The sequence below is a fragment of the Bacillus salacetis genome (genome assembly GCF_049177075.1).
GTDB lineage: Bacteria > Bacillota > Bacilli > Bacillales > Bacillaceae_B > Rossellomorea > Rossellomorea salacetis_A.
This window is the reverse complement of sequence record NZ_CP185377.1, coordinates 674,529-700,674: the sequence shown is the minus strand read 5'-3', so window position 1 is coordinate 700,674 and position 26,146 is coordinate 674,529. Positions and strand designations below refer to the sequence as shown.

Annotated in this window: 25 protein-coding genes; 2 read left to right on the top strand and 23 right to left on the bottom strand. The window is 46.5% G+C overall.

The window, feature by feature from the left end; all coding sequences use genetic code 11:
- From fabG to ACOJQI_RS03540, 9 genes are all read right to left on the bottom strand, one after another.
- Positions 1-732: a 3-oxoacyl-ACP reductase FabG gene (fabG, locus tag ACOJQI_RS03580; protein ID WP_421383640.1), complete on the bottom strand. Its 732-nt coding sequence runs from the start codon at positions 730-732 to the stop codon at positions 1-3.
- Entirely contained in the window at positions 729-1,640 is a 912-nt protein-coding gene (locus ACOJQI_RS03575) for an alpha/beta fold hydrolase (RefSeq protein ID WP_421383638.1), read from the bottom strand. The genes fabG and ACOJQI_RS03575 overlap by 4 nt, the downstream gene beginning before the upstream one ends.
- Before the next feature lie 14 nt (positions 1,641-1,654).
- Positions 1,655-2,659 carry a 3-oxoacyl-ACP synthase gene (locus tag ACOJQI_RS03570; RefSeq protein ID WP_421383636.1) on the bottom strand — a complete coding sequence of 335 codons (1,005 nt, stop codon included), beginning with the start codon at positions 2,657-2,659 and terminating at the stop codon, positions 1,655-1,657.
- Positions 2,656-2,847, bottom strand: a complete 192-nt coding sequence (locus ACOJQI_RS03565) for a hypothetical protein (RefSeq protein WP_421383634.1) — start codon at positions 2,845-2,847, stop codon at positions 2,656-2,658. Before ACOJQI_RS03565 ends, ACOJQI_RS03570 begins: the two co-directional genes overlap by 4 nt.
- A gap of 12 nt (positions 2,848-2,859) precedes the next feature.
- Positions 2,860-3,867, bottom strand: a complete 1,008-nt coding sequence (locus ACOJQI_RS03560) for a branched-chain amino acid ABC transporter permease (RefSeq protein WP_421385380.1) — start codon at positions 3,865-3,867, stop codon at positions 2,860-2,862.
- Positions 3,868-3,872: 5 nt separating this feature from the next.
- Entirely contained in the window at positions 3,873-4,733 is an 861-nt protein-coding gene (locus ACOJQI_RS03555) for a branched-chain amino acid ABC transporter permease (protein ID WP_421383632.1), read from the bottom strand.
- An 11-nt stretch (positions 4,734-4,744) separates the two neighbouring features.
- A complete protein-coding gene (locus ACOJQI_RS03550; RefSeq protein WP_421385379.1) occupies positions 4,745-5,452 on the bottom strand; it encodes an ABC transporter ATP-binding protein in 708 nt (235 codons plus the stop codon).
- The gene (locus tag ACOJQI_RS03545; protein ID WP_421383630.1) at positions 5,436-6,203 is read right to left on the bottom strand and encodes an ABC transporter ATP-binding protein; all 768 of its coding nucleotides are present in this window, start codon (positions 6,201-6,203) and stop codon (positions 5,436-5,438) included. The genes ACOJQI_RS03550 and ACOJQI_RS03545 overlap by 17 nt, the downstream gene beginning before the upstream one ends.
- A gap of 77 nt (positions 6,204-6,280) precedes the next feature.
- Positions 6,281-7,516: a substrate-binding domain-containing protein gene (locus ACOJQI_RS03540; protein ID WP_421383628.1), complete on the bottom strand. Its 1,236-nt coding sequence runs from the start codon at positions 7,514-7,516 to the stop codon at positions 6,281-6,283.
- Between the two features lie 334 nt (positions 7,517-7,850).
- On the opposite strand from ACOJQI_RS03540, the gene pflB reads away from it, so the two are divergent.
- Together pflB and pflA are read left to right on the top strand one after the other, a co-directional pair.
- On the top strand, positions 7,851-10,106 hold the full coding sequence (gene pflB, locus ACOJQI_RS03535; RefSeq protein ID WP_421383626.1) for a formate C-acetyltransferase: 2,256 nt from the start codon (positions 7,851-7,853) through the stop codon (positions 10,104-10,106).
- Positions 10,107-10,133: 27 nt separating this feature from the next.
- Positions 10,134-10,877 (top strand): pyruvate formate-lyase-activating protein, encoded by a 744-nt coding sequence (gene pflA, locus ACOJQI_RS03530; protein WP_421383624.1) that lies wholly within the window; start codon positions 10,134-10,136, stop codon positions 10,875-10,877.
- A gap of 301 nt (positions 10,878-11,178) precedes the next feature.
- On the opposite strand, the gene ACOJQI_RS03525 is transcribed toward pflA, so the two are convergent.
- From ACOJQI_RS03525 to ACOJQI_RS03460, 14 genes are all read right to left on the bottom strand, one after another.
- Positions 11,179-11,796 carry an acetate uptake transporter gene (locus ACOJQI_RS03525; protein ID WP_421383622.1) on the bottom strand — a complete coding sequence of 206 codons (618 nt, stop codon included), beginning with the start codon at positions 11,794-11,796 and terminating at the stop codon, positions 11,179-11,181.
- 234 nt (positions 11,797-12,030) lie between these two features.
- Positions 12,031-12,816: an SDR family oxidoreductase gene (locus ACOJQI_RS03520; protein WP_421383620.1), complete on the bottom strand. Its 786-nt coding sequence runs from the start codon at positions 12,814-12,816 to the stop codon at positions 12,031-12,033.
- Between the two features lie 182 nt (positions 12,817-12,998).
- Complete coding sequence (locus ACOJQI_RS03515; RefSeq protein WP_421383618.1) at positions 12,999-14,456, bottom strand: MDR family MFS transporter; 1,458 nt, start codon at positions 14,454-14,456, stop codon at positions 12,999-13,001.
- A 43-nt stretch (positions 14,457-14,499) separates the two neighbouring features.
- On the bottom strand, positions 14,500-15,114 hold the full coding sequence (locus tag ACOJQI_RS03510) for a TetR/AcrR family transcriptional regulator (RefSeq protein ID WP_421383616.1): 615 nt from the start codon (positions 15,112-15,114) through the stop codon (positions 14,500-14,502).
- A 226-nt stretch (positions 15,115-15,340) separates the two neighbouring features.
- A complete protein-coding gene (locus ACOJQI_RS03505; RefSeq protein ID WP_421383614.1) occupies positions 15,341-17,023 on the bottom strand; it encodes a glycoside hydrolase family 13 protein in 1,683 nt (560 codons plus the stop codon).
- Positions 17,024-17,171: 148 nt separating this feature from the next.
- Positions 17,172-17,993, bottom strand: coding sequence for a carbohydrate ABC transporter permease (locus ACOJQI_RS03500; RefSeq protein WP_421383612.1), 822 nt, complete (start codon positions 17,991-17,993; stop codon positions 17,172-17,174).
- Entirely contained in the window at positions 17,993-18,856 is an 864-nt protein-coding gene (locus ACOJQI_RS03495) for a carbohydrate ABC transporter permease (RefSeq protein ID WP_421383610.1), read from the bottom strand. Before ACOJQI_RS03495 ends, ACOJQI_RS03500 begins: the two co-directional genes overlap by 1 nt.
- 86 nt (positions 18,857-18,942) lie before the next feature.
- Entirely contained in the window at positions 18,943-20,181 is a 1,239-nt protein-coding gene (locus ACOJQI_RS03490; protein WP_421383608.1) for an ABC transporter substrate-binding protein, read from the bottom strand.
- Between the two features lie 101 nt (positions 20,182-20,282).
- Positions 20,283-21,296, bottom strand: a complete 1,014-nt coding sequence (locus tag ACOJQI_RS03485) for a LacI family DNA-binding transcriptional regulator (protein WP_421383606.1) — start codon at positions 21,294-21,296, stop codon at positions 20,283-20,285.
- 149 nt (positions 21,297-21,445) lie between these two features.
- Positions 21,446-23,047: a glycoside hydrolase family 13 protein gene (locus ACOJQI_RS03480; RefSeq protein ID WP_421383604.1), complete on the bottom strand. Its 1,602-nt coding sequence runs from the start codon at positions 23,045-23,047 to the stop codon at positions 21,446-21,448.
- A gap of 212 nt (positions 23,048-23,259) precedes the next feature.
- On the bottom strand, positions 23,260-23,415 hold the full coding sequence (locus ACOJQI_RS03475; RefSeq protein WP_421383602.1) for a DUF1540 domain-containing protein: 156 nt from the start codon (positions 23,413-23,415) through the stop codon (positions 23,260-23,262).
- A gap of 175 nt (positions 23,416-23,590) precedes the next feature.
- Entirely contained in the window at positions 23,591-24,052 is a 462-nt protein-coding gene (locus tag ACOJQI_RS03470; RefSeq protein WP_421383600.1) for a DUF305 domain-containing protein, read from the bottom strand.
- Between the two features lie 80 nt (positions 24,053-24,132).
- Positions 24,133-25,104 carry an aminoimidazole riboside kinase gene (locus ACOJQI_RS03465; RefSeq protein WP_421383598.1) on the bottom strand — a complete coding sequence of 324 codons (972 nt, stop codon included), beginning with the start codon at positions 25,102-25,104 and terminating at the stop codon, positions 24,133-24,135.
- A 251-nt stretch (positions 25,105-25,355) separates the two neighbouring features.
- Positions 25,356-26,132 carry a 3-hydroxybutyrate dehydrogenase gene (locus ACOJQI_RS03460; protein WP_421383596.1) on the bottom strand — a complete coding sequence of 259 codons (777 nt, stop codon included), beginning with the start codon at positions 26,130-26,132 and terminating at the stop codon, positions 25,356-25,358.
- Between the last annotated feature and the right edge of the window lie 14 nt (positions 26,133-26,146).

The following is a 26,146-nucleotide window of genomic DNA, read 5'->3' as shown; positions in this document are numbered from 1 at the left end:
CTACATCATGATTCCTCCATCAACATGCAGCACATGGCCATTGACGTAATCCGACTCATCGCTTGCCAGGAACAGATAGGCATTGGCGATATCTTCGGGTTTTCCGAGACGTCCCATCGGTACCTGGGCCTTCATCTTCTCAATCACCTTTTCCGGTACTTCCGCCACCATGGCGGTTTCAGTAAATCCAGGTGCGACGGCATTGACGTTGATCCCTTTCCGGGCAAGTTCCTTTGCCCACGTCTTGGTCATCCCGATCACCCCTGCCTTGGCGGCTGCATAATTCGTCTGGCCGACATTGCCATAGGTTCCTGTGACGGAAGAGGTGTTGATAATTTTCCCTTTCCCCTGCTCAGCCATATAAGGAAGCACCGCCTGTGTACAGTGGAATACCCCCGTCAGATTCACATTGATGACCTGCTGAAATTGTTCAGCCGTCATTTTCGAAAGCATCGAATCCCTTGTGATTCCGGCATTATTAATGAGGATATCGATCCTGCCATGCTCACTGATCACCTGTTCAACCAGCCTGTTTACACTGTCCCTGTCGGAAACGTCGACTCTGACAAATCGGAAACCGGGATTGGCTGACTCCGCCTCTTTGCCGGCCGCTTCATTGAAATCGGCAATGACGACCTTTGCCCCTTCCCGGGCAAAAACCCGTGCGGCTTCCAGCCCGATTCCGTTTGCCGCCCCAGTGATGATTGCCACCCTATCCTGCAGTCTGTTCATACTTTCTGCTCCTCTCTTTCTAAAAAACCTTCCATATATTCCAGCAGTCCGCTCAAATCATCGATCAAAGGAGAATGGCCGCAATCCTTCAGTTCAATGAACTCCACCCTGCCCTCGTAATCTTCTATCAATTCCTTTGTCATTTTCTCCGTAACAACCAGATCCCGGTCTCCCCTCAAAGAGAGGACTGGAATGGTAATCTTGCTCACCTCGCCGGTACCTTTCGTCAGCCCGTTTTCATGGCTGCTGATGTTAAATAGGTTCAAAGCCTGATAGACTTCAGCCAGGTTCCGCTGTGTGCACATATCATCCAAATATTTTTCGTACCGTACCGGATCCGGTTTTTCATCAGTGTAGATGAGCCCATCCCAAATTGCCCTCAATAACCCGTAATTTCTATTGTCATAAGCTGCCTGGACAGGAATGGTCTTGCCGGGATCTCCCTTCACTTCATCAAGGGTCTTCAGCCTTTTTTCAGGATCAGGGAGGCCATGTTCATTGCTTCCGTAGAACGGATAGCCTCGTGTAGACGCTGACGCTATCAGCAGCAGTTTGCTGCAGTAACCCGAGTGGTCGATGCAGAACTGCTGGCAGACCGCGCCTCCCAGCGACCAGCCGGCAAGGGCAAACTCAGACAAGCCGAGTTCATCCGCGAACTCTCTCAAATCATCTGAAAAATCTTTTATCGAATGAACCGGCTGTCGGTAGGAAGACTTTCCGAATCCCCTCAAATCAACCGCGTATACCTTATATTTTTCATCCATATTCTCAAGGACCAAATCCCAGTGCGCAGAGGACGTCATATTTCCATGGACCAGCACAACAACCCGGCTTCCTCCTTCGCGCTCCCGGTATCCGATCGTTTCTCCATTTGCTATCGTGACTTCCTTCAACCTGATTTCAGTCATTGTCTTCCTCCTTTTCATCCCCACCTGATGACATTTGCTCCCCAGGCATACCCGATGCCTGCGCTGACCAGCACGACGATATCCCCTTTTTTCAACAGTCCTCTCTCTTCTGCCAAGTGCAGCGAGATAATCTGGTCCATCTGTCCGATATGACCGTAGTCTTCAAGATAAATAGATTTTTCATGGGGCACCCCCAGTTGATCGAGCACATAATGGTGAGCCGACCTTTTCATATGAAGGATAGCCAAGTAATCGATATCCTCCTGGGTGTGTCCGCTCTTTCGCAAGGCTTCCCTGATGCATGTCAGGAAGTTAGCCATCGATTTTTGTTCCAACCGCGCTTTCATGCCATCCGGGTCGGGGACATCCAGCTGGTACAGCCCTGCAGCCAGGCTCTCCGCTGTCAGCGGTTTTTTTGTCCCACCCACCGGAACCACCACATCTTCGGAAAAAGAACCGTCGGTGATGATATGGCTGCCAAGGATTGTGTTTTGATTACTATCTTTTTCAAGAATCATCGCGGCTCCACCTGCTCCGAGATTGTACATAAACCTTGTTCTCGGATTCTTGTAGTCTATGAAATCGACATTCCGGTAGCCTCCTGCCAGGAGTACCATATGAATATCCGGGTCGGCCTGCATCATATCCCTGGCAATTTTGACCGCCATGACCGTTGTACCGCAGCGAAGGGCCATATCGAATGCGAAGGCATTTACGGCACCTACTTCCTCCTGCAGCTTGATGCCCGCCGTCCATAAAGGATACTCTTTGTATTCCTCTCCGATATAAATGACCATGTCGATATCGGCTGGGTCGACCCCTGCTTTCTTGATCGCCTCCCGGGCCGCTTTGACCCCCATTTCACAAGTATGGTCGTCCGGTCCCGGCAGCGGCTTTTGTTTAATCCCCAATTTTTCAGTGACGACATTTTCAGGCATTCCCGCTTGTTCAGCGAGTTCCGCTGCCGTCATTTTCGCTTCGGGAATATAGACGCCCAAGCTTCTGATTCCGGCGTTCATCTTCGTTCCTCCTCAAGCGTGCTTCCCAGTCCTTCTACTGTCTTTTTCATATAGTTCATTGCTTCCTCAAATGAATCAAAGGATAATTCGTGTTCCCCCTGGACATGCGTCAGTTTGATCCGATAGTCGCGCTGCTGCGAATCGATCACATGGCAGCGGACAACAAATGATGTGATGAGCTGATTCATTGGCTTCCCCCTTTAACCGGCGATATTCTCTTTAGAATTCACTGCCTTCTCACGGCTCTTTCCGTTCTTCTTTTTAAAAATCCCATGCAGTGTCCCTGCAATCCCTTTTGGGAAAAAGATCACCGCCAGGATATAAACCGTTCCGAACAGGATGATCCACCTTTCGAAAATCCAATGAATATCGGAAAGACCGGACAGCCAGTGATGGGCGAATTCGACGAGCGCCGCTCCAATGATCGGGCCAACCAGCGTACCGACTCCGCCGATGATCGTCATCAGCAGGGCATCCAGCGTGACTTCCGTTGCAAATACACTTGTATCGACGAATCTCAATGAGAGCATATACAGCACTCCGGAAATGCTTGCCACTACTCCCGAAACGACACTGACAATCACTTTATAATGAAGCACATTATATCCCAGTGATTCGGTCCGGCCCTCGTTCTCGCGGATGGCCAGGAGCACCCTTCCAAGCGGTGATTCCGTGAACCTTCTGAGACCGAAGAAGGTTAAGACCATTACAACAAGGCATGTAAGGTAAAGAGTCGTCCGGTCCTTGAAAATATCGGGGATGGAAAATGTGAACCCATCCGCTCCACCGGTCACGCTCCTCCACTTCTCGGCGGCTACCAGGAACAGCCCCGCCAAGGCCAGTGTCAGCATCGCGTAAAAATGGCTTTTTAACCTGAGGGTCAGCACCCCGACGATGAAACTGACGATCCCCGCCACGACAACGGCAATCAGAACTCCGAGAAGCAGCGTCAGTAGTGTAGCCTCCTGCTTATCGAATATGACCGCCGTGGAGTAGGCACCGATTCCGAAGAACATCGTGTGCCCGAACGAAACGATCCCCGTGTAGCCCAGCAGCAGGTCATAGCTCATCGCGAATATTCCCAGGATGAAAATCTGCATAATCAGAAACAGAAGGCTTCTTCCAGTCACCATAAAGGGAAGAACGGCGAGCAGGAAGGCGATCACAAGGTATATCCAAGTGCTATGGTTCATGCGTAAAGACTGCATCATTTTCACCCCTTCACCCTAAATAGTCCCTGCGGCCTGAAAATCAAGACGACAGTCATCAGCAGCATATTGACGGCCAGTGATAAAGCCGGTACATAGTAGGCCATGTAGGCTTGGGCAAGCCCGACAAGAATCGCCGCAAGGAGGGAGCCCAGGAAACTTCCCATTCCCCCGATGACCACCACGATGAAGGCGAGGATTCCAAACTCCAGCCCCATTTCTGCATAGATGACACCCGAATACGGAGCCATCAGCATTCCGCCCAATGCTGCCATTGCCGCCCCGGCCATGAAGACAAGCATGAAGACGACGCGGATATTGATGCCTAATGTCTGGACCATTTCCTTGTTCATGACGCCCGCCCGGACAATCAGGCCGATTCTTGTTCTTTTTAAAATAAATGACGTTACCGCAAACACGATGAGGCCGACAAGGATGATGAATAACCGGTATTTAATCAGGATGACATCTCCCACCATAAAGCTTCCTTCTAAAAAGCCAGGAGGATTGGCCGCTTTCTGGTCGGGTCCGAATACCACTTTAATCAGTTCAGACAAGACCAGCATCAATCCCAGGGTAATCAGGATCTGCTGCGTATGGTTTCCGTAAACCGGCCGGATGATCAAGTACTCTGTCACAGCACCGAGTATGAGGCCGGTGATAATGGCGACAACGATCCCGAACCAGAAAGATTCTGTCATGTTATAGGCCCAGACACCGCTGAATGCCCCCCATACAAACAACCCTCCGTGAGCAAAATTCAGGACATCCATCAAGCCGAAAATGAGGGTAAGGCCGGCCGCGAGCAAAAAGATGAGCATCCCGGTCGCCAATCCGTTGATCGTTAAGCTGAAAAGTAAATCCACGTTCCCACCTCCTACGCAATCCCAAGGTATTTTTTCATCAGGACTTTATCCTGCTTCAAGTCACTCATCATGCCGTTATGGACGGTCTGGCCGTCATCGATGATATGGAAGCTGTCACCGATTTTGCTGGCCATGATAAAGTTTTGCTCAACCAGGACAATCGTTGTTTTTTCTTTCATCTGCTGAATCGTCTCCATCACTTTTTCAACAATGATCGGCGCCAGCCCCTTACTAGGCTCATCAATCAGCAGCAGCTCATTGTCATTGACATACGCCCGGGCGATCGCAAGCATCTGCTTCTGTCCGCCGCTCAGCTGGCCGCCCGGCTTTTTCCAGAATTTCTTCAGGTCCGGGAACAGTTCCAGCACCCAGTCAAGCAGTTTCGCGGAATTCTCATCTTCTTTTTGCATCGCGACCCGGAGATTCTCGCCGACGGTCAATTCCGAGAAAATCCCCTGGTCTTCAGGAACATACCCGATCCCGTTTTTAGCGACCGTGTACGGCTTCCATTGATTGATTTCTTCTCCCTTGAATATGATACTGCCGGCCGTTGCCGGATTCAGCCCCATGATCGTCCTTAAGGTTGTCGTTTTCCCTGCTCCATTGCGGCCGAGCAGGACCGTGACTTCACCCTTTGGCACCTCGAAGGAGATGTCATGTAAAATATGAAACTGGTCAATATGAGTTTGAACGTTTTGGAGTTCAAGCAAGGTGTTCATCATACAACCCTCCAAGATAAGCAGACTGAACGGTTTCATTCTCCATGATTTCCGCCGGGCTTCCCTGCGCCAGCAGTTCCCCGTGGAACAGGACCAGCACCTCATCCGACAAATCAAGGATCATATCGATTTTGTGTTCGATCAGGACGATCGTCCGGTCTCCCTGCTGTTTGATTTTCCTGATGACATCCAATATGGCCGGCACTTCCTCGATGGACATGCCGGCTGTCGGCTCATCCAGGAGCAGGACATCCGTTTCCAACGCCAGCAGCATTGCGATTTCCAGCTTTCTTTTTTCCCCGTGCGCAAGATTGCTGGCAATCGTATCGGCTTTTTCTTTTAAAAGGACCTGTTCCAGCAGGGTCAATGCTTTGTCTTTCATAGATTTATAGTGTTGATAATGAGCAAAGATCTGATAACGAACTTTCTGCTGGGATTGCACCGCCAGCCTCACATTTTCAAGGACAGTCAGATTCGGAAACACATTGGTGATTTGGAAGGAGCGCCCGATGCCCCGGCGTGCCCGTTCGGTTGGGGATAAGGAAGTGATGTCATTTCCTTTATAAAAAATTCTGCCTTCTGTCGGGGAGAGCTGTCCGCTCAATAGATTGAATAAGGTCGTCTTTCCAGCCCCGTTCGGCCCTATCACTGAAGTGAATTTCTTTTCTTTGATCGACATAGTGACCTGGTTGACGGCACGGTGCCCGCCAAAATCGATTGAAAGGTTTTCTGATTTCAGGATGTCTTGCATAGGGAACACCTCGATTCTTTTATCGTTTAGAATACATACCCTCGCCAAATAGATGGCAAGGGTATCATTCATTTCAGCTATTGATTTAAGATTGGCGGTTCTGTTTCTTCAGGTGTCAGCACGCGCTTCAGCACCGGAACCGGATAATCGACGCCATCCTTTTCTTCAAGCGTGATGGCATACAGTGACTGCATCGCCTGGTGATCTTCTGGGCGGAATGTCATTGTGCCTTTCGGCGTTTCAAAACTCATTCCTTCCATTGTATCGATCAGTTTGGCCGAGTCTGCATCTCCTTCTGTTTTCTTCAGGGCTTCTACAATCGAAATGGCAGCGCTCATCCCACCCGGAGTGAACAAATCAGGAACAGCTCCGTCAAAGCGTTTCTTGTGCTCTTCGACCAGCCAGTTATTGACCTCATTGTCAGGCAGGTCATGATAGTAAACTGTGAACCCTTCCATACCGACAAGCGGCTTCATTGTCGCCAGTGCCGCAATATCCGGAGCACCAGTGGAAATCTTGATTCCCTGGTCCTGGACTTTCATATCCGCAATCTGGTTCCAAGGAGAGTTTGCGCCTGCCCAGATGACAAACAGGTAATCCGGTTTTGAGTTAATGATCTTTTGGATGTTCGCGGTAAAATCCGTTGCCGCCGGATCAGCATATTCTTCATGAACAATGTCAGCGCCTAAGTCTTTTGCCGCTGTCGCGAAAGCTGCTACACCATCACGGCCGAAAGAGTTGTCTGGGGCAAGCGTGACAATTTTAACCCCTTCCTTGGCGATCGCTGCTGCACCCGCAACCGCATCTTGTGAAGAGTTCCGTCCTGTACGGAAGATATACTCGTTGAACTCCGAGCCTGTGATACTGTCGGCTACCGCCGGCTCGACCACCATGATTTTTTCGTATTCTTCAGCAAGCGGTGTGACCGCCAGTGTATCTCCTGAGCTTGAAGATCCGACAAGGAAATCAACCTGATCTTCTTCCAGGAGCTTCAATGCTTTCTGCCTTGCAACCTTTGGATCCGTTTCCGTATCTTCATAGATGATTTCAATTTTCTTTCCTGCCACTTCACTCGTACCGTCCGTCGCATAATCAATCCCAAGCTCAAATCCTTTTTTCGTCTGGTCCCCGTATGCTTCAAGGGCACCAGTCAGAGAAGCAAGGACCCCGATTTTCACCGTTTCCTGCGCTTCATCCCCTCCGCCGCTGTCTGTATCCGTTCCGGAGGCCTCTTCATTATTGCCGCAGCCAGCCATGAACACCGCCAAAAGCAGAGCCATCAATACAGAAACACCATACCGCTTCCAAGCCATACCTATTTCCCCCTCGTAAAAATAAGATCAACTTCTGTCCCCATCATAAAAAACAGCAGTTACAACTCAGTTACAAATACAAAAGGAAGGCTCTGCTTTACCGCTTTAAAGCGCGAAGAGGGACTGTCCCTCTTAACGCTTTAAAGCGATAAAGCTCTTCTTTTCACAAATTTGAACGATATTTGAACGTTGCTGCATTCGACTGCAGGTGTGATGAATATCACTTATGAGCGCTCTGAATTGATTTACTATTGAGGTATCAAATAAGAATTTTATGGATGCGCTTGTGAAGAGTTGAACATTCAAACTTATAAGCAATTAGGAGGGAATTCACATGACAGTTATTGAGGAAGTTAGACCGCGGACACCTTGGAGAGCTTTCCACAGTGGAAAATGGCAGGAAGAAATTGATGTCCGGGATTTCATTTTGACCAACTTCACCGTCTACAACGGAAATGAAGAATTTTTAAAAGGTCCTACAGCCAATACCCTCTCCCTTTGGGAACAGGTCATGGAACTTACTAAGCAGGAAAGAGACAAAGGCGGGGTCCTGGATCTCGATACAAAGATCGTCTCTACGATTACCTCCCATGGCCCAGGATACTTAAATAAAGAAACAGAGAAGATTGTAGGGTTTCAAACAGATGCCCCTTTCAAGCGTTCCCTTCAGCCTTTCGGCGGGATCAGGATGGCCGTTGCAGCCGCCGAGTCCTATGGATACCAGGTCGATGACGAAGTGGAAAAGATTTTTACCGAGTATCGCAAGACGCATAACCAAGGGGTTTTTGATGCCTATACACCGGAAATGCTCCTGGCCCGGAAAGCCGGGATCGTAACGGGGCTTCCAGATGCCTACGGCCGCGGCCGGATCATCGGGGATTACCGCCGGGTTGCGCTTTATGGAGTGGACCGCCTGATTGTGGAAAAGAAAAAGGATCTGGAATTGACAAACAAAGGGATCATGAACGAAGAGGCCATCCGTGAAAGAGAGGAAATAGCCGAACAAATCAGGGCATTAGAAGAACTGAAACAGCTTGGCACAATCTATGGATTTGACCTTTCCCGTCCGGCTGATACGGCACAGGAAGCATTTCAATGGCTTTATCTGGCTTATCTTGCTGCCATCAAAGAACAAAACGGGGCAGCCATGAGCCTTGGGCGTGTATCCACTTTCCTTGATATTTACATGGAAAGAGACATACAGGAAGGAATTTTAACAGAAGAAAATGCACAGGAACTCGTCGATCACTTCATCATGAAACTTCGTCTTGTGAAATTTGCAAGGACACCTGATTACAACGAATTGTTCAGCGGGGATCCGACATGGGTGACAGAATCACTCGCAGGGATGGCTTTGGATGGCCGGCCTCTAGTAACGAAGAATTCTTACCGGTTCCTGCACTCTTTAGATAATCTCGGCCCTGCCCCTGAGCCTAACTTGACGGTTCTCTGGTCTGCAAAACTGCCTCATAACTATAAGCGGTATTGTGCGAAAATGTCTATCAATACAAGCTCCATTCAATACGAGAATGATGACATCATGCGCGATATTTATGGAGATGATTACGGCATTGCCTGCTGTGTTTCTGCGATGGCCATCGGCAAACAGATGCAATTTTTCGGTGCCCGTGCCAACCTGGCAAAAGCACTGCTCTACGCCATTAACGGGGGCATTGATGAAAAGCTGAAGATCCAGGTAGGCCCTGCTTACAGACCGATCACTTCCGAGTACCTTGATTATGAGGAAGTCATGAAAAAATATGATGACATGATGGATTGGCTGGCGGAGTTATATATCAATACACTGAACATCATCCACTATATGCACGACAAATACAGTTATGAGCGGATCGAGATGGCCCTTCACGACAGGGAAGTCCTCAGGACAATGGCTTGCGGCATAGCCGGATTATCCGTTGTTGCCGACTCCCTGAGTGCCATCAAATACGCTAAAGTAAGGACCATCCGTGATGAAGACGGCCTTGTTGTTGATTATGAAATAGACGGCGACTTCCCAAAATACGGGAACAATGATGACCGTGTGGATATGATTGCAGCCGACCTTGTGAAACGGTTCATGAAGAAAATCCGCACCCATCAGACCTATCGCAGTTCTAAACCGACGCAGTCTGTTTTAACCATCACATCCAATGTCGTTTACGGCAAAAAAACCGGTAACACACCGGACGGGCGCAAAGCAGGTGAACCTTTTGCACCGGGAGCCAACCCGCTCCACGGCCGGGATACAAATGGCTCTCTGGCTTCCCTCAGTTCAGTGGCCAAACTGCCATATGAATATGCTTTGGATGGCATTTCCAACACATTCAGCATTGTGCCGAAAGCGCTTGGAAAGGAAGCTGAGACGCGATACAGCAACCTTGCCGGGATGCTTGATGGTTATGTAATCAAGGGCGGACACCATTTGAACGTGAATGTATTCGACAGAGAAACGCTGCTCAATGCAATGGATCATCCTGAAGAGTATCCACAGTTGACCATCAGGGTTTCCGGCTATGCAGTCAACTTCATCAAATTGACACGAGAACAGCAGATCGATGTCATTAACCGGACTTTTCATGGAAGTATGTAAAAGAAAAGCGCAAGGAGGACGAACACCATGAATGGACGTATTCATTCCATTGAAACCTGCGGTACGGTTGACGGACCGGGACTGCGCTATATCATATTCACTCAGGGCTGCCTGCTCAGATGCCAATTCTGTCATAATCCTGATACATGGGAGGTCGGTAAGGGCGAGGAGATAAGTGTTGAAGAATTGACAGCAGATATCAAAGATTATCTTCCTTTTTTCCAGGCATCCAACGGCGGCGTGACAGTCAGCGGCGGTGAACCGCTCCTGCAGGTGGATTTCCTGATTGAACTGTTCAGGGAATTAAAAAAGCTGGGGATTCATACAGCGATTGATACGTCCGGCGGCTGCTTCCATCGTTCTCCTCACTTCATGAAGAAGTTGGATGAACTTTTAGAACTGACAGACCTTGTCCTTCTCGACCTGAAACACATCGAGCCTGAGAAACATAAAGAGTTAACCGGGATGAGGAATGACCACATTCTCGATCTGGCAGCCTATCTTTCCGAAAAAAACATCCCTGTCTGGATCAGGCATGTACTCGTGCCAACGATTACGGATATCGATGAGTACCTACATGGCCTTTCCGAGTTCATAGGGACTTTGGATAATGTAGAAAAGATTGAAATCCTTCCTTATCATCAGCTTGGGGTTTATAAGTGGGAGGCGCTTGGACTCGGATATAAACTGAAAGAAATCACTCCTCCCTCACAGGAAAGAGTCGACCATGCTTCAGCTATTTTAAATAAAGGCAAGCAGAATGTTGGTTAAAAAGTGACCTGGGGAAGGATTCAAATTTAGCAAAAAAAAATGCCCTGCCTAAGTACAATAGTGTACAAGAGCAGGGCATTTTTTATTATTTAGCGGTATTTTAAAAGATTGTTGTTTTGGGCAATTGTTACGAGAAGTTGATTGGAGTGTAAGGTGTGTGATCTCCTGCGGGACTAGCGGGACAGGTGAGACCCCGCAGGCGAAGCCGAGGAGGCTCAACGACCGCCCCGCGGAGTCACACACCTGGAGCGGAAATCAACAAACTTATTCCAATTGCAACAATCTATACGAAAAGGGCCTTTTATTTTTTAAAAATCCCAAACGGTTTTCCGATCGGCAGGAAAACTCGCCCGAAGTGGGTATTCAGCACAATCGCAGCTGATCCATAAAAAGACAGCAAGGCGATGCACATTTCTGAAATGGCTGCCAGCATGTGCGTCGCTTCATGCATGATGCCAAAAGTACTCAGCGAAAGTCCGATAAATAAGAAATCAATAAAGACAAAAATAAAGAACAGAACCTTATGAGTCTCCGCAGCGCCGATCGTCATAAAAACACTGAAAATCAGGTAGCCGATGAAGGCAAACCCCAATTGACGGGGATCTGCATCGGCAGCCAGGGCTTCCCCAAAGAAACCTAACTGAATAAGCCACGTAGTGCCTACCCCGAACCAGAACAATCCGAAAGCCCCAAAAGCTGTCGTTCCGAATATATTATTATGCTTTGCATCCAGTACCGAGGCAAAAAGCTGTGCAAGTCCGCCCAGGAAAAAAGCCCATGGCAGGATGAAGGAAAGCCCTTCAGTGAACCCCAATTTTTGTGATGAGGCCACTAATGTAACCATAGCCAGGCCGAACAGCCCCAAAGCTGAAGGATCTGCTGTTGTAATCTTTACTTGTGTGTGATTCTGAGTATCCATAATTTCCTCCTAAAAAAAGCAATACTTATGTAATCTACTCGAAATGCACGGACGAGTCAATAACATAAATCTGCCAGCCGCCCTTTACCGCTTTAAAGCACGAAGAGGGACAGTCCCCTTTTACACACCAACGCATTAACGCGGCGGGGGACTGTCCCCCATCGCGTTAGTGCATTAAAGAAGACTCCCTATAATAGGGAGTCCCCGGTATTAATCAAACGTTTGATTAATAGATTATATGTCCATTTCCCAGCGTTCTTTCTGGGTTTTCTTCAGCTGTTCTTCGGTTTCCTGCGGATAGACGGTACGGAACTTATGGTGGTCGGCCGGGATGATTTCAATCATTTTTTCAATCATATCTTCCGGATCGAATTGGTCTTCCAAACCTTTATGCTGCTCTTTGATCGACTCTTTTGGTGTCAGGTTCTTATCTTCATCGAACCATTTCCAGATTTCCTCGGCACTTCGTTTATTGAATCCTGTTTCGAATGCTCCCGGGTTGATGGTGGCAACCTGCACATTGAACTCTTCCAGTTCATTTCTCAATGTCTGCGCAATCCCTTCGACGGCATGCTTGGTAGCCGTATAAGGCCCGACATAAGGAGTCGCCGAGATTCCTGCCATGGAACTCATGAAGATGATTTTGCCGCTTTTCTTTTTCATGAACTTTTGTGCTGCAATTTGAGCCGTTTCCAGTGTGGCAAAGACATTCACATCAAACAGCGCGCGGAATCTGTCCATCGGCACCTCAGCCAAAGGTCCTCCCTCATTAATGGCGGCGTTTGCCACAAACACATCAAAGTCATACTCCTCAATTTGGGCACGGTCACGCGGATTGGTGATATCCAGCTTGAATACCTCCATATCCAGACCCTGATCCTTTGCTTCTCTTAAAAGATCCGTTTTTTGCGGTGTTATTTCTGTCGTTGCAATGATGCGGTGGCCTTTCTTGGCAAGCCCAAGGGCAGCACCCCTAGCCAGCCCGCTTCCTGCACCGGTAATGAAAATCGTTTTACTCATATGGAATTCCTCCTATTTGAGAGTCTTCCTTCATCTTCCCGGAAATGCCGAAAATGAAACTGTCTGACATTTCCGGTGCTTTAATACATTAACGTACTAAGAGGGACAGTCCCTCTTAGCACGTTAATGCGGGAAAGCGAAAAAGAGACAGCCGGACGGCTGTCTCTTTTCCTTACAGATATTTAACTTTCCAAGTTAGGCGGTGTTTTCTTAATGAAGAATGATAAGCCTATTCCTGCGATGGCAATGATGGTTGCAACCATGAACGCCACATTGATTCCGTGAATCATCGCATCTGACATCAGCTGCTGTTTCATATCAGCTGCCTCCATCCCCGCATATGCCGACATATCCGGATCAAAATCTTTAGCGGCATTTGTCATGACCGTGACCAGAAGTGCCGTCCCGATGGATCCCGCGATTGTTCTCATCGTATTATTCATTGCCGTACCATGCGGAATCAATCGTTTTGGCAGCTGGTTCAAGCCAGCTGTAGAAACCGGCATCATCACCATCGAGATTCCACCCATACGGATGACATAGACGACAAGGATGAAAGTATAAGAGGTAGCCGCTGTCAGGTTCGTAAACTCATATGTCGTAATCGCGACAATGGTCAGTCCGATCATTGCCAGCCAGCGGGCCCCGAATTTATCAAACAGTTTACCTGTAATCGGTGACATGACTCCCATCACAATCGCCCCAGGAAGCAGAAGCAGGCCAGATTCAAAGGCAGTGAAGCCGCGCATGTTCTGCATATAAAGCGGGAGGAGCAGTTCGGCCCCGATCATCGCCAGCATCACAATCATAGAAGTCGTAGCGGCCAGCGTATAGATCCCATTTTTAAAAACCCTGAATTCCAGAATCGGTTTTTCGAGTTTAAATTGCCTCCAGATAAAGGCTGTCAGTGAAATCGCGCCGATAATGACCGCAATATAGACGTTGCTGCTGGACCAGCCGTCATTCCCTGCACTGCTCAGCCCATATAGCAGCCCGCCGAACCCTAACGATGATAAGACAACGGACGGTATGTCAATCACAGGATTGGATTGCTTCGTCACGTTTTTAAGAGCAAAGATACCGAAAATAATCGAGCCTATCGCAATTGGTAAAATCACGAAGAATGGCACTCGCCAAGAGTAATTTTCAACGAGCCAGCCGGATAACGTCGGCCCGATTGCAGGACCAAAAGCGATGACCAGTCCTGCCATCCCCATTGCTGCACCCCGTTTTTCCACAGGGAATATCAATAGCATCACAGTCTGCATCAGCGGAAGCATGATTCCTGCACCGCTTGCCTGGACAAGCCTTCCTGTCAACAGGACCGGAAAGTTCGGTGCTATCCCGGCAATAAGGGTTCCTAGTGTAAACAAACTCATTGCGGTGAAAAATAATGTCCTGGTTGTGTATTTATCAATCAGGAAAGCAGTAATCGGAATCATGATTCCATTCACCAGCATGAATCCGGTCATCAGCCATTGAGCAGTACTGGCTGTTATGTCCAGGCTGGTCATGATATTCGGCAGTGCCGTATTTAAAAGGGTCTGATTCAGGATCGCCACAAAGGCACTGACCAGCAGGACCGCCACGATGGCTATCCGGTTGTACTGCGGCTCCTCATTAGATATTGCTTGAGACATTTATAAAACTCCCTCTCTCTTTGATGATTGATTTTCAAACGGCTTATCCTTTATAGAGTCCTCTTTTGAGCAGCTCTATTTCTGTCATGTAATTTTTTCTGGACTCTTCAGCAGTAAGATTGAGCTTGAAATTTTTTATCAAATTATGAAAAGTGATGACCCTCAGGATTTCAATCACATGGGGAATTTCATCCTCATCCGATACATTCAGCTTTTCAATATTAATCAAGCTGCTGAGTTCCCTGATCTTATTTTGAATCTTATCCTGTTTAAAGGTTGTGCTGAAGCTATTCTCAATTCTATGATTCATGTTCAGGAAGGTATTTTTGAAAAAGTCCCTGTTTTCCTGATCACTGATTTTGATGAGCATGGCGTCAAACATTCTTATGAATGTCGTAAAAATGTCACCATCCGTCTCTTTCAGGAATCCAATCATTTTTTCTTTATTGTCTTTTGCGTATTCGTCCAATAAGTAGAAGTAGGCATCTTCCTTATCTTCAAAGTATTGATAAAAACTTCCTCTGGAAATTTTGGCCTCTTTAATTATGTTAGAAATCAACGCTTCGCTCAGCGGTACCCTTGAAAATTCTTTCTTGGCTGCTTGCACAAGATTATCCCTTTTGTCTTCAGGAAGATTGAAAAATGTTAATTTAGGCATCGTCTCTTACCTCCATTTTCATCTGCACACATGACACCGTGTCACACAAAACATGAATACATTCTATATGACACGATGTCACATGTCAACCACAAGAGTGACATCGTGTCATAACTTTATCACTTTAAAGGACTAAGAGGGACTGTCCCTCTTAGTCCTTTAAAGCAATAAAGAGAGGTGTATCCGCCACAGCGGATACACCTCTCTCCTGTTACTTACGATTCAATTATTTTACTAGATATACGCGGGCTTCGTATGGACGAAGTTCCACTGTCTTGATGTCTTCGCTGCCGTCTATATCGTAGTTGCTGATGAACAGCTCTTTGCTGCCGCCTTCAAGTTCTTCTGGCAGTTCGAACACCGGCGTATCGGCAGAGAAGTTCAGCATGACGATCATTTTCTGACCTTCATACTCTCTTACATAGGCATAGATCTTATCATGATCCGGCATGATGAGGTCATAAGAACCGTAAACCATGATCGGATTTTCTTTGCGAAGCTCGATCAATTTTTTATAGTAATGGAAGACAGAATTAGAATTCTCCATCGCCTGCTTTGCGTTGATTTCCTTGTAATTCGGGTTCACTTGGATCCAAGGCGTGCCTGTTGTGAAGCCGCCATGCTCGCTGTCATCCCACTGAATCGGCGTACGGGCATTGTCCCGGCCTTTTACATAGATGGATTCCATGACCTTGTTGTGATCTTCGCCATTTTCGATGACTTTTTCACGGTACATATTCAGGATTTCAATATCCTTGTAGTCATCGATTGAGTTGAAGCGGACATTGGTCATTCCGAGCTCTTCACCCTGGTAAATGTACGGAGTCCCTTTCAATGTATGCAGGAATGTTGCCAGCATTTTCGCTGATTCCACGCGGTACTCTTTGTCATTCCCGAAGCGCGAAACCATGCGCGGCTGGTCATGGTTGTTCAGGTACAAGCTGTTCCAGCCTTCCTGCTCAAGTCCTTTCTGCCACTTGGTAAAACTGTCGCGAAGGGCGCTCATCTTCATCGGACGAAGATCCCACTTGCCTCCCGGGCCTGAATCAAGATCCACATGTTCAAATTGGAACACCATGTTCACTTCTTTTCTATCTTCTGCAGTGTAAAGCTTGGCTTCATCCACATCGACACCAGGCATTTCACCGACGGTCATGACATCGTAACCGGAAAGTGCTTTTTCGTGCATTTCCTGAAGATAGTCATGGATTTTCGGTCCGTTCATATAATAATCTCCGCCCGGAGCATACTTGCGCCCTTCCGGCAGCTCAGCATCCGGCAGGCCGTCCACTTTGGAAATGAAGTTGATGACGTCCATGCGGAAACCGTCGATCCCTTTATCCAGCCAGAACTTCATCATCTCATAGACTTCTTCACGAAGCTCCGGGTTCTCCCAGTTCAAATCCGGCTGCTTTTTGCTGAATAAGTGCAGGAAGTATTCTTCAGTCTGCTCATCATACTGCCAGGCAGAGCCGCTGAAGCAGGATTCCCAGTTGTTCGGTTCCTTGCCGTCTTTAGCATCTCTCCAGATATAGTAATCACGGTAAGGATTGTCTTTTGACTTTCTTGATTCCACGAACCAGGCATGTTCATCAGAACTGTGATTGACCACAAGGTCCATGATCAGCTTGATCCCGCGTTTATGCATTTCTTCTAAAAGCTGATCCCAATCAGCCATCGTGCCGAATTCGTCCATAATCGCGCGGTAATCACTGATATCATAACCATTATCATCGTTGGGGGACTGATAGACCGGCGATAACCAGATGACGTCGATCCCAAGCTCCTTCAGATAATCCAATTTCGAGATGATTCCCTGGATGTCGCCGATTCCGTCTCCGTTCGAATCTTTGAAACTGCGGGGATATATTTGATAGATGACTGCTTCTTTCCACCATTGTCTGCTCATGTTTTGTGTCTCTCCTTCTCTCTTAAATACTAGAATGATTATATCATGCAAACGTTTGCATTGATAGACAGGAAACCTCCTGTCTTTAACTTCACCTGGAAACTTTACTTTTTAATATAGGACAGCAGAAGAAAGCTGCCCTATGAAATTACTTGATGGCACCTTTAGTAACCCCGCTGATGATCCATTTTTGTGCAAAGATATAGACAAGGATCATTGGTGCAAGTGCCATTAGATACGACGCAAAGGCAAGGTTGTAATCGGTGCTGAACTGGCCTTGGAACATGTATTGAACCAAAGGCAATGTCGCCATTTCACTATCGCTCAAGATAACGAGCGGCAGCATGAAGTCGTTCCATGCCCATAAGCATGTCAGGATTCCGACTGTTGCGTTCATTGGGGTAAGCAGCGGGAATATGACTTTCCAGAATACCTTCCAGGTACTTGCTCCATCCACGATCGCCGCTTCTTCCAGTTCTTTTGGAATCGATTTGATATACCCTACATATACAAAGATATTGAACGCAAGTCCATAAACAATGTATAAAAGCATCAGGCCGACAATATTATCAAGCCCCCATGTGCTTGTCTGCTTAACGATTGGAAGCATGATGATCGGGAATGGTACAAACATCGCACTGACAAAATAGTAAAACAGGAACTTATAAAACTTTTTATGAAGATTGCGTGCTATGGCATACGCAACCATTGAGTTCGTCAATACAGTAAAAATCACAACCACGATGGTGATAAGAAAACTGTTTTGGAATGCATTGAAGAAATTCGTGATTTCGATGGCATCCAGATAGTTTTCAAATCTCCATTCCTTTGGCAGCGCCCATAAGGAATCTGCCAGCTCCTGAGGTGTTTTCAAAGAGATTGAAATCGTTAAGTACAGCGGAAATAGTATGAGCAGAGAGCCTAAAATCAATAATGTTGTGATCAACCAGTTGGTCTTTTTGGCTTTCATTACATTTCCACCTCTCTTTTTTGTAAAATGCGAATTTGAATGACTGAGATTACAACGATGACGATGAAGTAGATGACCGCATTGGCAGATTGATAAGCAAATTCTCCGCCTTGGAATCCTCCGCGGTAGATCAATAACGAGATAGATTCAGTCGACTGACCCGGTCCGCCGCCTGTCATTGCCACGATCTGATCAAAGACCATGAGGAAGTTCTTCATTGCAAGGACCATGTTGATGGTGAAAAACGGTGCAATCATCGGGAATGTGATATTCCAGAACTTTTTCCATGTACCCGCTCCATCAATACTTGCTGCTTCGTATAAGTCATTCGAAATGGTCACAAGACCCGCAAGATACAAGATCGTATTGAAGGCAACCGCTTGCCATACCGCTACGATGACGATACCGAGCCAGGCAAGATCAGGATCTCCCAGGATGTTGGTTGTTAATGATTCGATGCCGGCCTTTTCAGCAATCTCCGGAAGGAACTGCGAGAAAATAAAGTTAAAGATATATCCGACAATCAGAATACTTAAGATATTGGGAAGAAAGTAAACGGCGCGCAGTGTCTTCTGGAACTTAATTTTTGCATTCAAGCCCATAGCAATCACCAAACTGATGATGTTTACGAGAATCGTAGAGACAATGGCAAATTTAAAAGTAAAACCATAGGCATGAAAGGCTCTTTCGTCCTTAAACACATTGAGATAGTTTTTTAATCCTACAAAATTATAATCCCCGTATCCTTTCCAATCCGTAAAGCTGTAGAAAATTCCTTGCAGTGCAGGATAAGTATGAAAGATGAAGAAGAGGGCCAATGCAGGGATTGTCATAAGGAAAAAGGCTGTTTTTTGCTTATTCATGATTTGATCACATCCGATCACTTAATTTTTCTGTTTTAAAGCAGAAAGGATAAGTTTTTCGCTTATCCTTTCCACCTTGATGACTATTAGCGGTTTTGAACTTTATCCCACTCTTTATCGATCTTGTTCAAGAACTTCTCTGTATCTTTCTTGATAAGGAATTCCTGAATCAGGTTCTCGGCACCCATACCTGCTGGGTAGTAGTGATCAGGGAAGCTTGTAATCGCACCAGTTTCGAAGTTTGTTTTGATTCCTTCCATGACTGGATCCTCTTGGTACACACCTTCAACGGCAGAGAAAGCAGCTTGCTCGTCAATGTATGTCTTAGCATTTTCTTCCTGCAGCATGAATTCAATGAACTTCTGTGCTTCTTCCGGATGTTTTGTGCCTTCAGTGGAAGTCAATAGTACGTCTACACCGGATACAAGTCTGTTTTGTTCTGGATCATTCGTTACAGGCATTGCGAAGACGCCAAGGTCAATGTCTGGATTTGCTTTCTTGATTTCAGGGATCGCCCAGTTACCTTGAAGATACATCACACTTTCACCTTTAGCGAAAGCAGTGTTTCCATCGCCGTATGCTTTACCCATGTTGTCTTTGTGGCCATACTCTAGTAGTGTCAGCATTTTCTCAGCAACATCTTTATAATCTTCCTGGAAGCTTGCTTCACCGGCATTCTTCTTGCTGGCGAAATCTTCAGGTGCCGCATTGGCTGCGATGGAGTTCCATGGAATCATCGCTGTCCAAGCATCTTTTAATGTGAAGTAAATCGGAGTTTCGCCTGCTGCTTTCGCTTTTTCAGCGATTGCGATGAATTCATCCCAAGTCTTCGGCACTTCTACGCCAAGCTCTTCGAATTTCGCTTTGTTGTAGATGACAGCGTTTGCATTTGTTGCATAAGGAATACCATAAACGCCTTCTTTTTCATCACCCACAAGTTTACCGATCATTTTAAGGTAAGCAGGCTGAATTTTATCAACGATTTCACTGTCGGAGAAATCTTTCAGAACGCCGGCACGCGCTAATTCGCCGTATGTTGCATTTCCTCCAATGGACATTACGTCTGGCATATCATTCTTTGTTAAACGGGATTTCAATACCGTTTCCGCTTCTGGAGGAGCATTCAGTTCGATATCGATATCAGGATTTTCTTCTTCAAATTTCTTGATCATATCTTTATACGTATTGATGCTTTCTGATTTATTAGAGAAAAGTTCCAATTTCACTTTCCCATCAGAAGCTTCGTCTCCGCCGCCGCAGCCTGCAAGTAAAGAAGCACCTAGGATCGCCGTTGCTGTAAGTCCTGCAATTTTTTTGAATTTCATCTCTTATCTCTCCCTTTTTGTTTTGCGTAAACGTTTACGTTAATGGGCAAAAAAATATATTAATAGTGCGGGTAAACGTTTACGTAAATATCTAAAAAAAATTATTTTATTTCTTTTACACTTTGTCTCTCTACTACTGAATGCCCTATGATGCGGCTTTCCGCTGTTTCTCCGGTTTCCAGCATCTTAAGCAGCATGCTGGCTGCTTTCTCTCCCATTTCCTCAAGCGGCTGAGCCACCGTAGTTAAAGGCGGAATCGACATATCTGCTAGAGGAAGATTATCATACCCGATGATGGATAAATCATCCGGAACCCTTATGCCCATTTGGTAGGCCGCAGAGAGTGCGCCGACAGCCATTTCATCACTTGCAAGGAAAACAGCTGTTAAATCATCAGTTGATGACATGAGTTTCATGAGTCCCTGGAAGCCATCTTCAAAGCTGAATCCCCGGGAAGTAACAATATTCTGTTCTTCAACCGTGACTCCATGTGTCTTGAGGGCATCTTTATACCCTTCGATTCTCGGCTGACCGGCAATGATATCCTCTGGATTCCCACTGACCATTCCTATGCGCCGGTGCCCTTTTTCTAATAAATATTCTGTAGCAGAGTATGCGGCATGGCGGTCATTCACTTTTACATATGGAAGGGAATAACGGTATGATTCCGTTGACACCAAAACGATCGGGACCTTCATATTGGAAAGAACTTCATAATATTCATCTGTGATCATCTCACTGACGAAGATGATTCCATCGATTCTTTTTTCCTGAAGCACCTTCAAATACTTCAGCGTTTTCTCTCCCTTTGAAGCGGTATTGCAGACGATCACGCTTGAACCGCGCTGATGGACAAAGTCCTCTACCCCTTTCAGGATACTGGATGAGAACATATTCGAAACACTTGGAAAAAGAACCGCGATGGTTTCTGACTTTTTGTTTATTAAGCTTCGTGCCAGACCATTCGGCTGATAATTCAATTCCTGGATGGCATTCAGAACCTTTTCTTTTGTAGCGGCTCCATACCCGCCAAGATCGTTGATCACCCGTGAAACAGTCGCAATCGACACGTTTGCTTTCTTGGCTACATCTTTAATTGTGTGTATTGTTGTCACCTACTTAACAAACAAATGATTTAAGTAAACGTTTACGTTGTTACAAGCTCATCATAACACTTTATGAAAACCCTTACAACTATTTTTTCATAAAACTTTTATTTGTGGAAAGCAAAAGGAGCCGGTGCTGATTAACCGGCTCCCTCCCCTTAAACCTGGTAGATCCTCGCTTCATAAGGAGCAAGTTTCTGTTGTTCTGGATTCTGATAATTCCCTAATAACAAGTCAGCTTTTTCAAAAGTAATAAACTGGCTCCAGTCCCTTTCAATTGTCTCTTCAGAGATATTCAAGAGAACGAGCCACTTGGCTCCTTCATATTCACGATAATAGGCGTAAACTTGTTCGTCATCCTCCAGGACAGGCTCATACGTGCCATAGGTCATGATCTCATTTTGTTTTCTGAGTTCAATCAGCTTTTTATAAAAATGATAGATGGAGTTCTGATCCTTCAGCGCCTCTTCTACATTGATTTCCTTGTAGTTCGGGTTGATATTGATCCAAGGACTGCCGTCAGTAAACCCGGCATTTTTCTCAGCATTCCATTGCATCGGGGTCCTTGAATTATCACGTGCCAATGGCAGCAGCTCTTCAAAGACTTCTTGAGGATTTCTCCCTTTCCCGACTTCTTCTTTGTATTTATTTTTCATGGCGATGTCATTATAGTCTTCAATCGAATCAAAGCGGACGCCCGTCATCCCGATCTCCTCACCCTGGTAAATATAAGGGGTGCCCGGTAGTGTATGAAGCAGAGTGGCAAACAACTTTGCCGATTCCTTGCGATATGTCGCGTCGTTTCCGAAGCGGGTCACGAGGCGGGTATGGTCATGGTTGTTCAGGAATTGCGAATTCCAGCCGCGCCCCCACAGGGAGTCATACCATCTTTTCTGGATGGACTTGAACTCCAGCATGTCCCAGTTTTCCATATAATCGCAAACTTCAAAGTGGAACAGCGTATGAAGCTCCTTTCGCTTTTCCTCTACATACAGCGGACCCTCTTCCGCTTTGACAAACGCCAGTTCACCGACTGTCAGCAGATCATACTTTGCAAGCACCTTTTCATTCATTTCCTGAAGGTATTCGTGGATGCCGGGATTATTGCCAAGGTAGGAGATATCCTCAGGGGTGTCTGCATCCGGGAAGCCTTCCTGCTTGGCAAGGATTGCAATCGCATCCATGCGGAACCCGTCAATTCCCCTGTCCAGCCAGAACTTCATGATACGGTAGATTTCTTCCCGTACCTCAGGATTCTTCCAATTCAAGTCGGGCTGTTCCACTGCAAATGAGTGGAAGTAATACTGTTTTGTTTTCTCATCGTATTCCCACGTTGAAGGGCTGAAATATGAGCGCCAATTGTTCGGCTCATCGCGCCAGATATACCAGTCACGCTTTGGATTGTCTCTCGAAGAGCGGGATTCGATGAACCATGGATGCTGATCGGACGTATGGTTGACGACCAAGTCCATGATCATTTTCATGCCGCGTGCGTGAATCTCATCAATCAGGTGCTGAAAGGTTTCCATCGATCCCGCTTTTGGCATGACCGCGCAGTAATCCGAAATATCATAACCGTTATCTACATCCGGGGATTCAAAACAAGGATTCAGCCAGATGACATCGACACCCAAATCTTTAATATAATCAAGTTTTTCGATGACTCCCTCCAAATCTCCGTAACCGTCTCCATTGCTGTCCAAAAAGCTGCGCCAGTAGACTTGGTACACAACCGCTTCTTTCCACCACGTTTTGTTCATAATCCGTTCCCTCTCCTTTAACCGCAAATTTCATATTAACGCTAGTATACTATGTAAACGTTTACGTTGGTAGAGAGAAATTATGGAGGTGTCCTTGGTTTACTGCTTTAAAGCACGAAAAGGGACTGTCCCTCTTAGCGCTTTAAAGTGATAAAGCTTGCCGCACTAAAAAAGAGACAGCCGGGTATGGGCTGCCTCCTCGTATTATTCTTTTACGCTTCAGGTTCAAATGTCTGACAGTCGGTTTCTTCGCTCTTTCTTGCTTTACTGTTGGTATGGCTGCTTACAAAAATCTGGTCAGCCGTGCACTTTCGGCCATCTCGGTTGTATACACAGTTATTCACTTCACATAATACATCTTGCGCCATAACTGCACACCTCCTTATTTTTAGTAGAACGTATTCTCTAAACAATAGTTGGAGTCGATTGTACCTTTGTTAGGTATATACCCTTATCCGGCATGAATAACCTTTTTATGAACATTTAATTGCAGCCAAAAATGACTCCAGGCTTTCAACTGCCCGGAGTCATCTTGTTCATCTATTATTCCTCTTCTTCCTGTTCTTCCAGATCCTCTATCAAATTCTTCATTTCTGCGATTTCTTCGCGCTGAGTCTCAATGATTCCCTCAGCCAGTTTTTCCACACGCGGGTCCTCAATCTCGGCATTCTCACTCGTTAAGATTGCAATGGAATGGTGGGGAATCATGGCTTCCATATAATCCTGGTCATCAACAAGTGTCTGGCTTCGCAGCAAGAACAACGATACACCGAAAACAAGGATGCTTCCCACTACTATTCCGACATTGGCTTTCTTGTTTTTTAGCATATGAGTCATGAATGCAAGCATGATGACAGCCATCGTAGCACCCATCAACAGCGCCATATAGGCTCTCGTTTCACTGAAGAAAACATGATCGACTTTATATGTGCTTAAGTATTTAAACATGAACATGACAATGGTCGACGTGACCACCATCGCTCCAAAACGTAAATAGGGCTTCACTGTGCTCACTCCTTTAGAATTCTTTCTTACTACTAATACCCGAATTCCAAAGGAGTATTCATGGAAATTCCTTCACCGCTTTAAAGCACTGGGGGACAGTCCCCCGAGGTTTTCAGATGTTTCTTCACTTCATCCAGTGTCGGCAGGGCTGTCATCGCCCCTTTAGTTGAAGCTGCAAGCGCGCCCGAAACCGCGGCAAATGTTGCCATCTCTCCTGCTTGTTCAGCAGTCAGTGAACTGATGTCTCCTTCATACTCATTCAAGCGGTACAGCATTCCGGATACAAACGCGTCTCCTGCTCCTGTCGTGTCGACAGCTTTCACCTTCATGGCCGGAACATGCTTATGTCCATCTTTTGTATAGACATGACATCCTTCTGCGCCCATCGTTATGATTATCAGAGGAATGTTGTACGCTTTCATTTTTTCCGCGCCAGCATCCAAGTCCTTTTCGCCTGTTATGAACTCAAGCTCCTCCTCGGATATTTTTAAAAAGTCAGCTTTCCCGAGCATCGACTTTATGGTTTCCCTGGCATTCTCTTCGTTATCCCACAGACCGAGCCTCAAATTCGGATCATAGGAAACGATCATCCCATTTTCCTTGGCCAGTTTCACTGCATAATGTGTCGCTTCTTTTGAAGGACTGGAGATCATGGAGATGGAGCCAAAGTGGAGAATCTTATGTTCGGTAAAATCTGTTTCCTCGATCTCCCCTGCTTCCAGGAATCTGTCCGCACTTGGGTCGATGTAAAAGTCGAAGCTTCTCTCCCCGTCTTCAGCATTTGTAACAAACACGACACCCGTTTTGATGTCCGGGGTAAGAAACATTTGGTTCGTCCGGACCCCGTAGTTCTCCAGGGTTTCTTTTAGAAATTCACCCAGGACATCCTTGCCCACTTTTCCTAAAAAAGTAGACTTGGCACCAAGCCTTGCCAGTCCTACAGCTACATTGGCAGGGGCACCGCCCGGGCTTTTCTGATAAGAAATATTCTCTTGATCAAGAGGGATAAAATCAATTAAGGCTTCACCCAATGAAATAATTCCGTTTTTCATCCTTACATCCTCCAATACAGTTCTAGGAAGGGTCTCTTCTTTTGTATGAACCCCTTTTCTGCTAGCTCATTTAATGTGTATATTTCTTATAATAACGCTTCAGAACGCGGGAATCTATGAGTGAGGTATTTTTGCAATGATTTCCCTTCACCACGTTAAAGCACTAAGAGGGACAGTCCCTCTTAGTGCTCTAACGCATTAACGCGCTGGGGGACTGTCCCCCAGCGCGTTAGTGTGGTAAAGCAATCTATTTATTGAACAGTATATCCTCCGTCAAGCACGACTGCCTGCCCTGTGACTCCCCTTGCTCCTTCTCCGCAAAGGAAGATGGTATATTCGGAGATTTCTTTTACTGACAGAAGCCTTTTCTGCGGTACAAGCGGATAGATGACGTCTTCCAGCACCTTTTCAAGTTCGACACCGCGCGTCCTTGCCAGATCCCCGAGCTGATTCCGTACCAGCGGCGTATCGACATAGCCAGGACAAACGGCATTTACCGTCACCCCATGCTCAGCTGCTTCCAAAGCCGCCACCTTCGTCAGACCGATCACCCCGTGTTTTGCAGAATTATAGGCTGCTTTTCCGGCAAAACCAATCAAACCGTTGATGGACGCCATATTGATAATACGGCCGAAGCCTTGCTTTTTCATGATTGGCAATGCATGCTTGATTGCCACGAAAGGTGCCGTCAGCATGACCTTGACGAGCAGCTCGAATTTTCCAGTAGGAAAATCCTCAATATTGGAAACATACTGCAGGCCGGCATTATTGATCAGGATATCCAGCCCGCCAAACTGCTCGACCGCCGACTCAATCGCCGCCACAATCTCTTCTTCAGATGTGACATCACACTTAACGCCAATCGACTCGTACCCCAAGCCAGTGAGCTTTTCTGCGGATTCCCTGACTTTGTCTTCCTGCAAATCAGTCAGTACCACCTTGGCACCCTGCTCAGCGAAATCCTTGGCAATCTCGTAGCCGATTCCCTGCGCGGCACCTGTAATTAATACGACTTTATTTTTAACCATATAAATCAACTCCT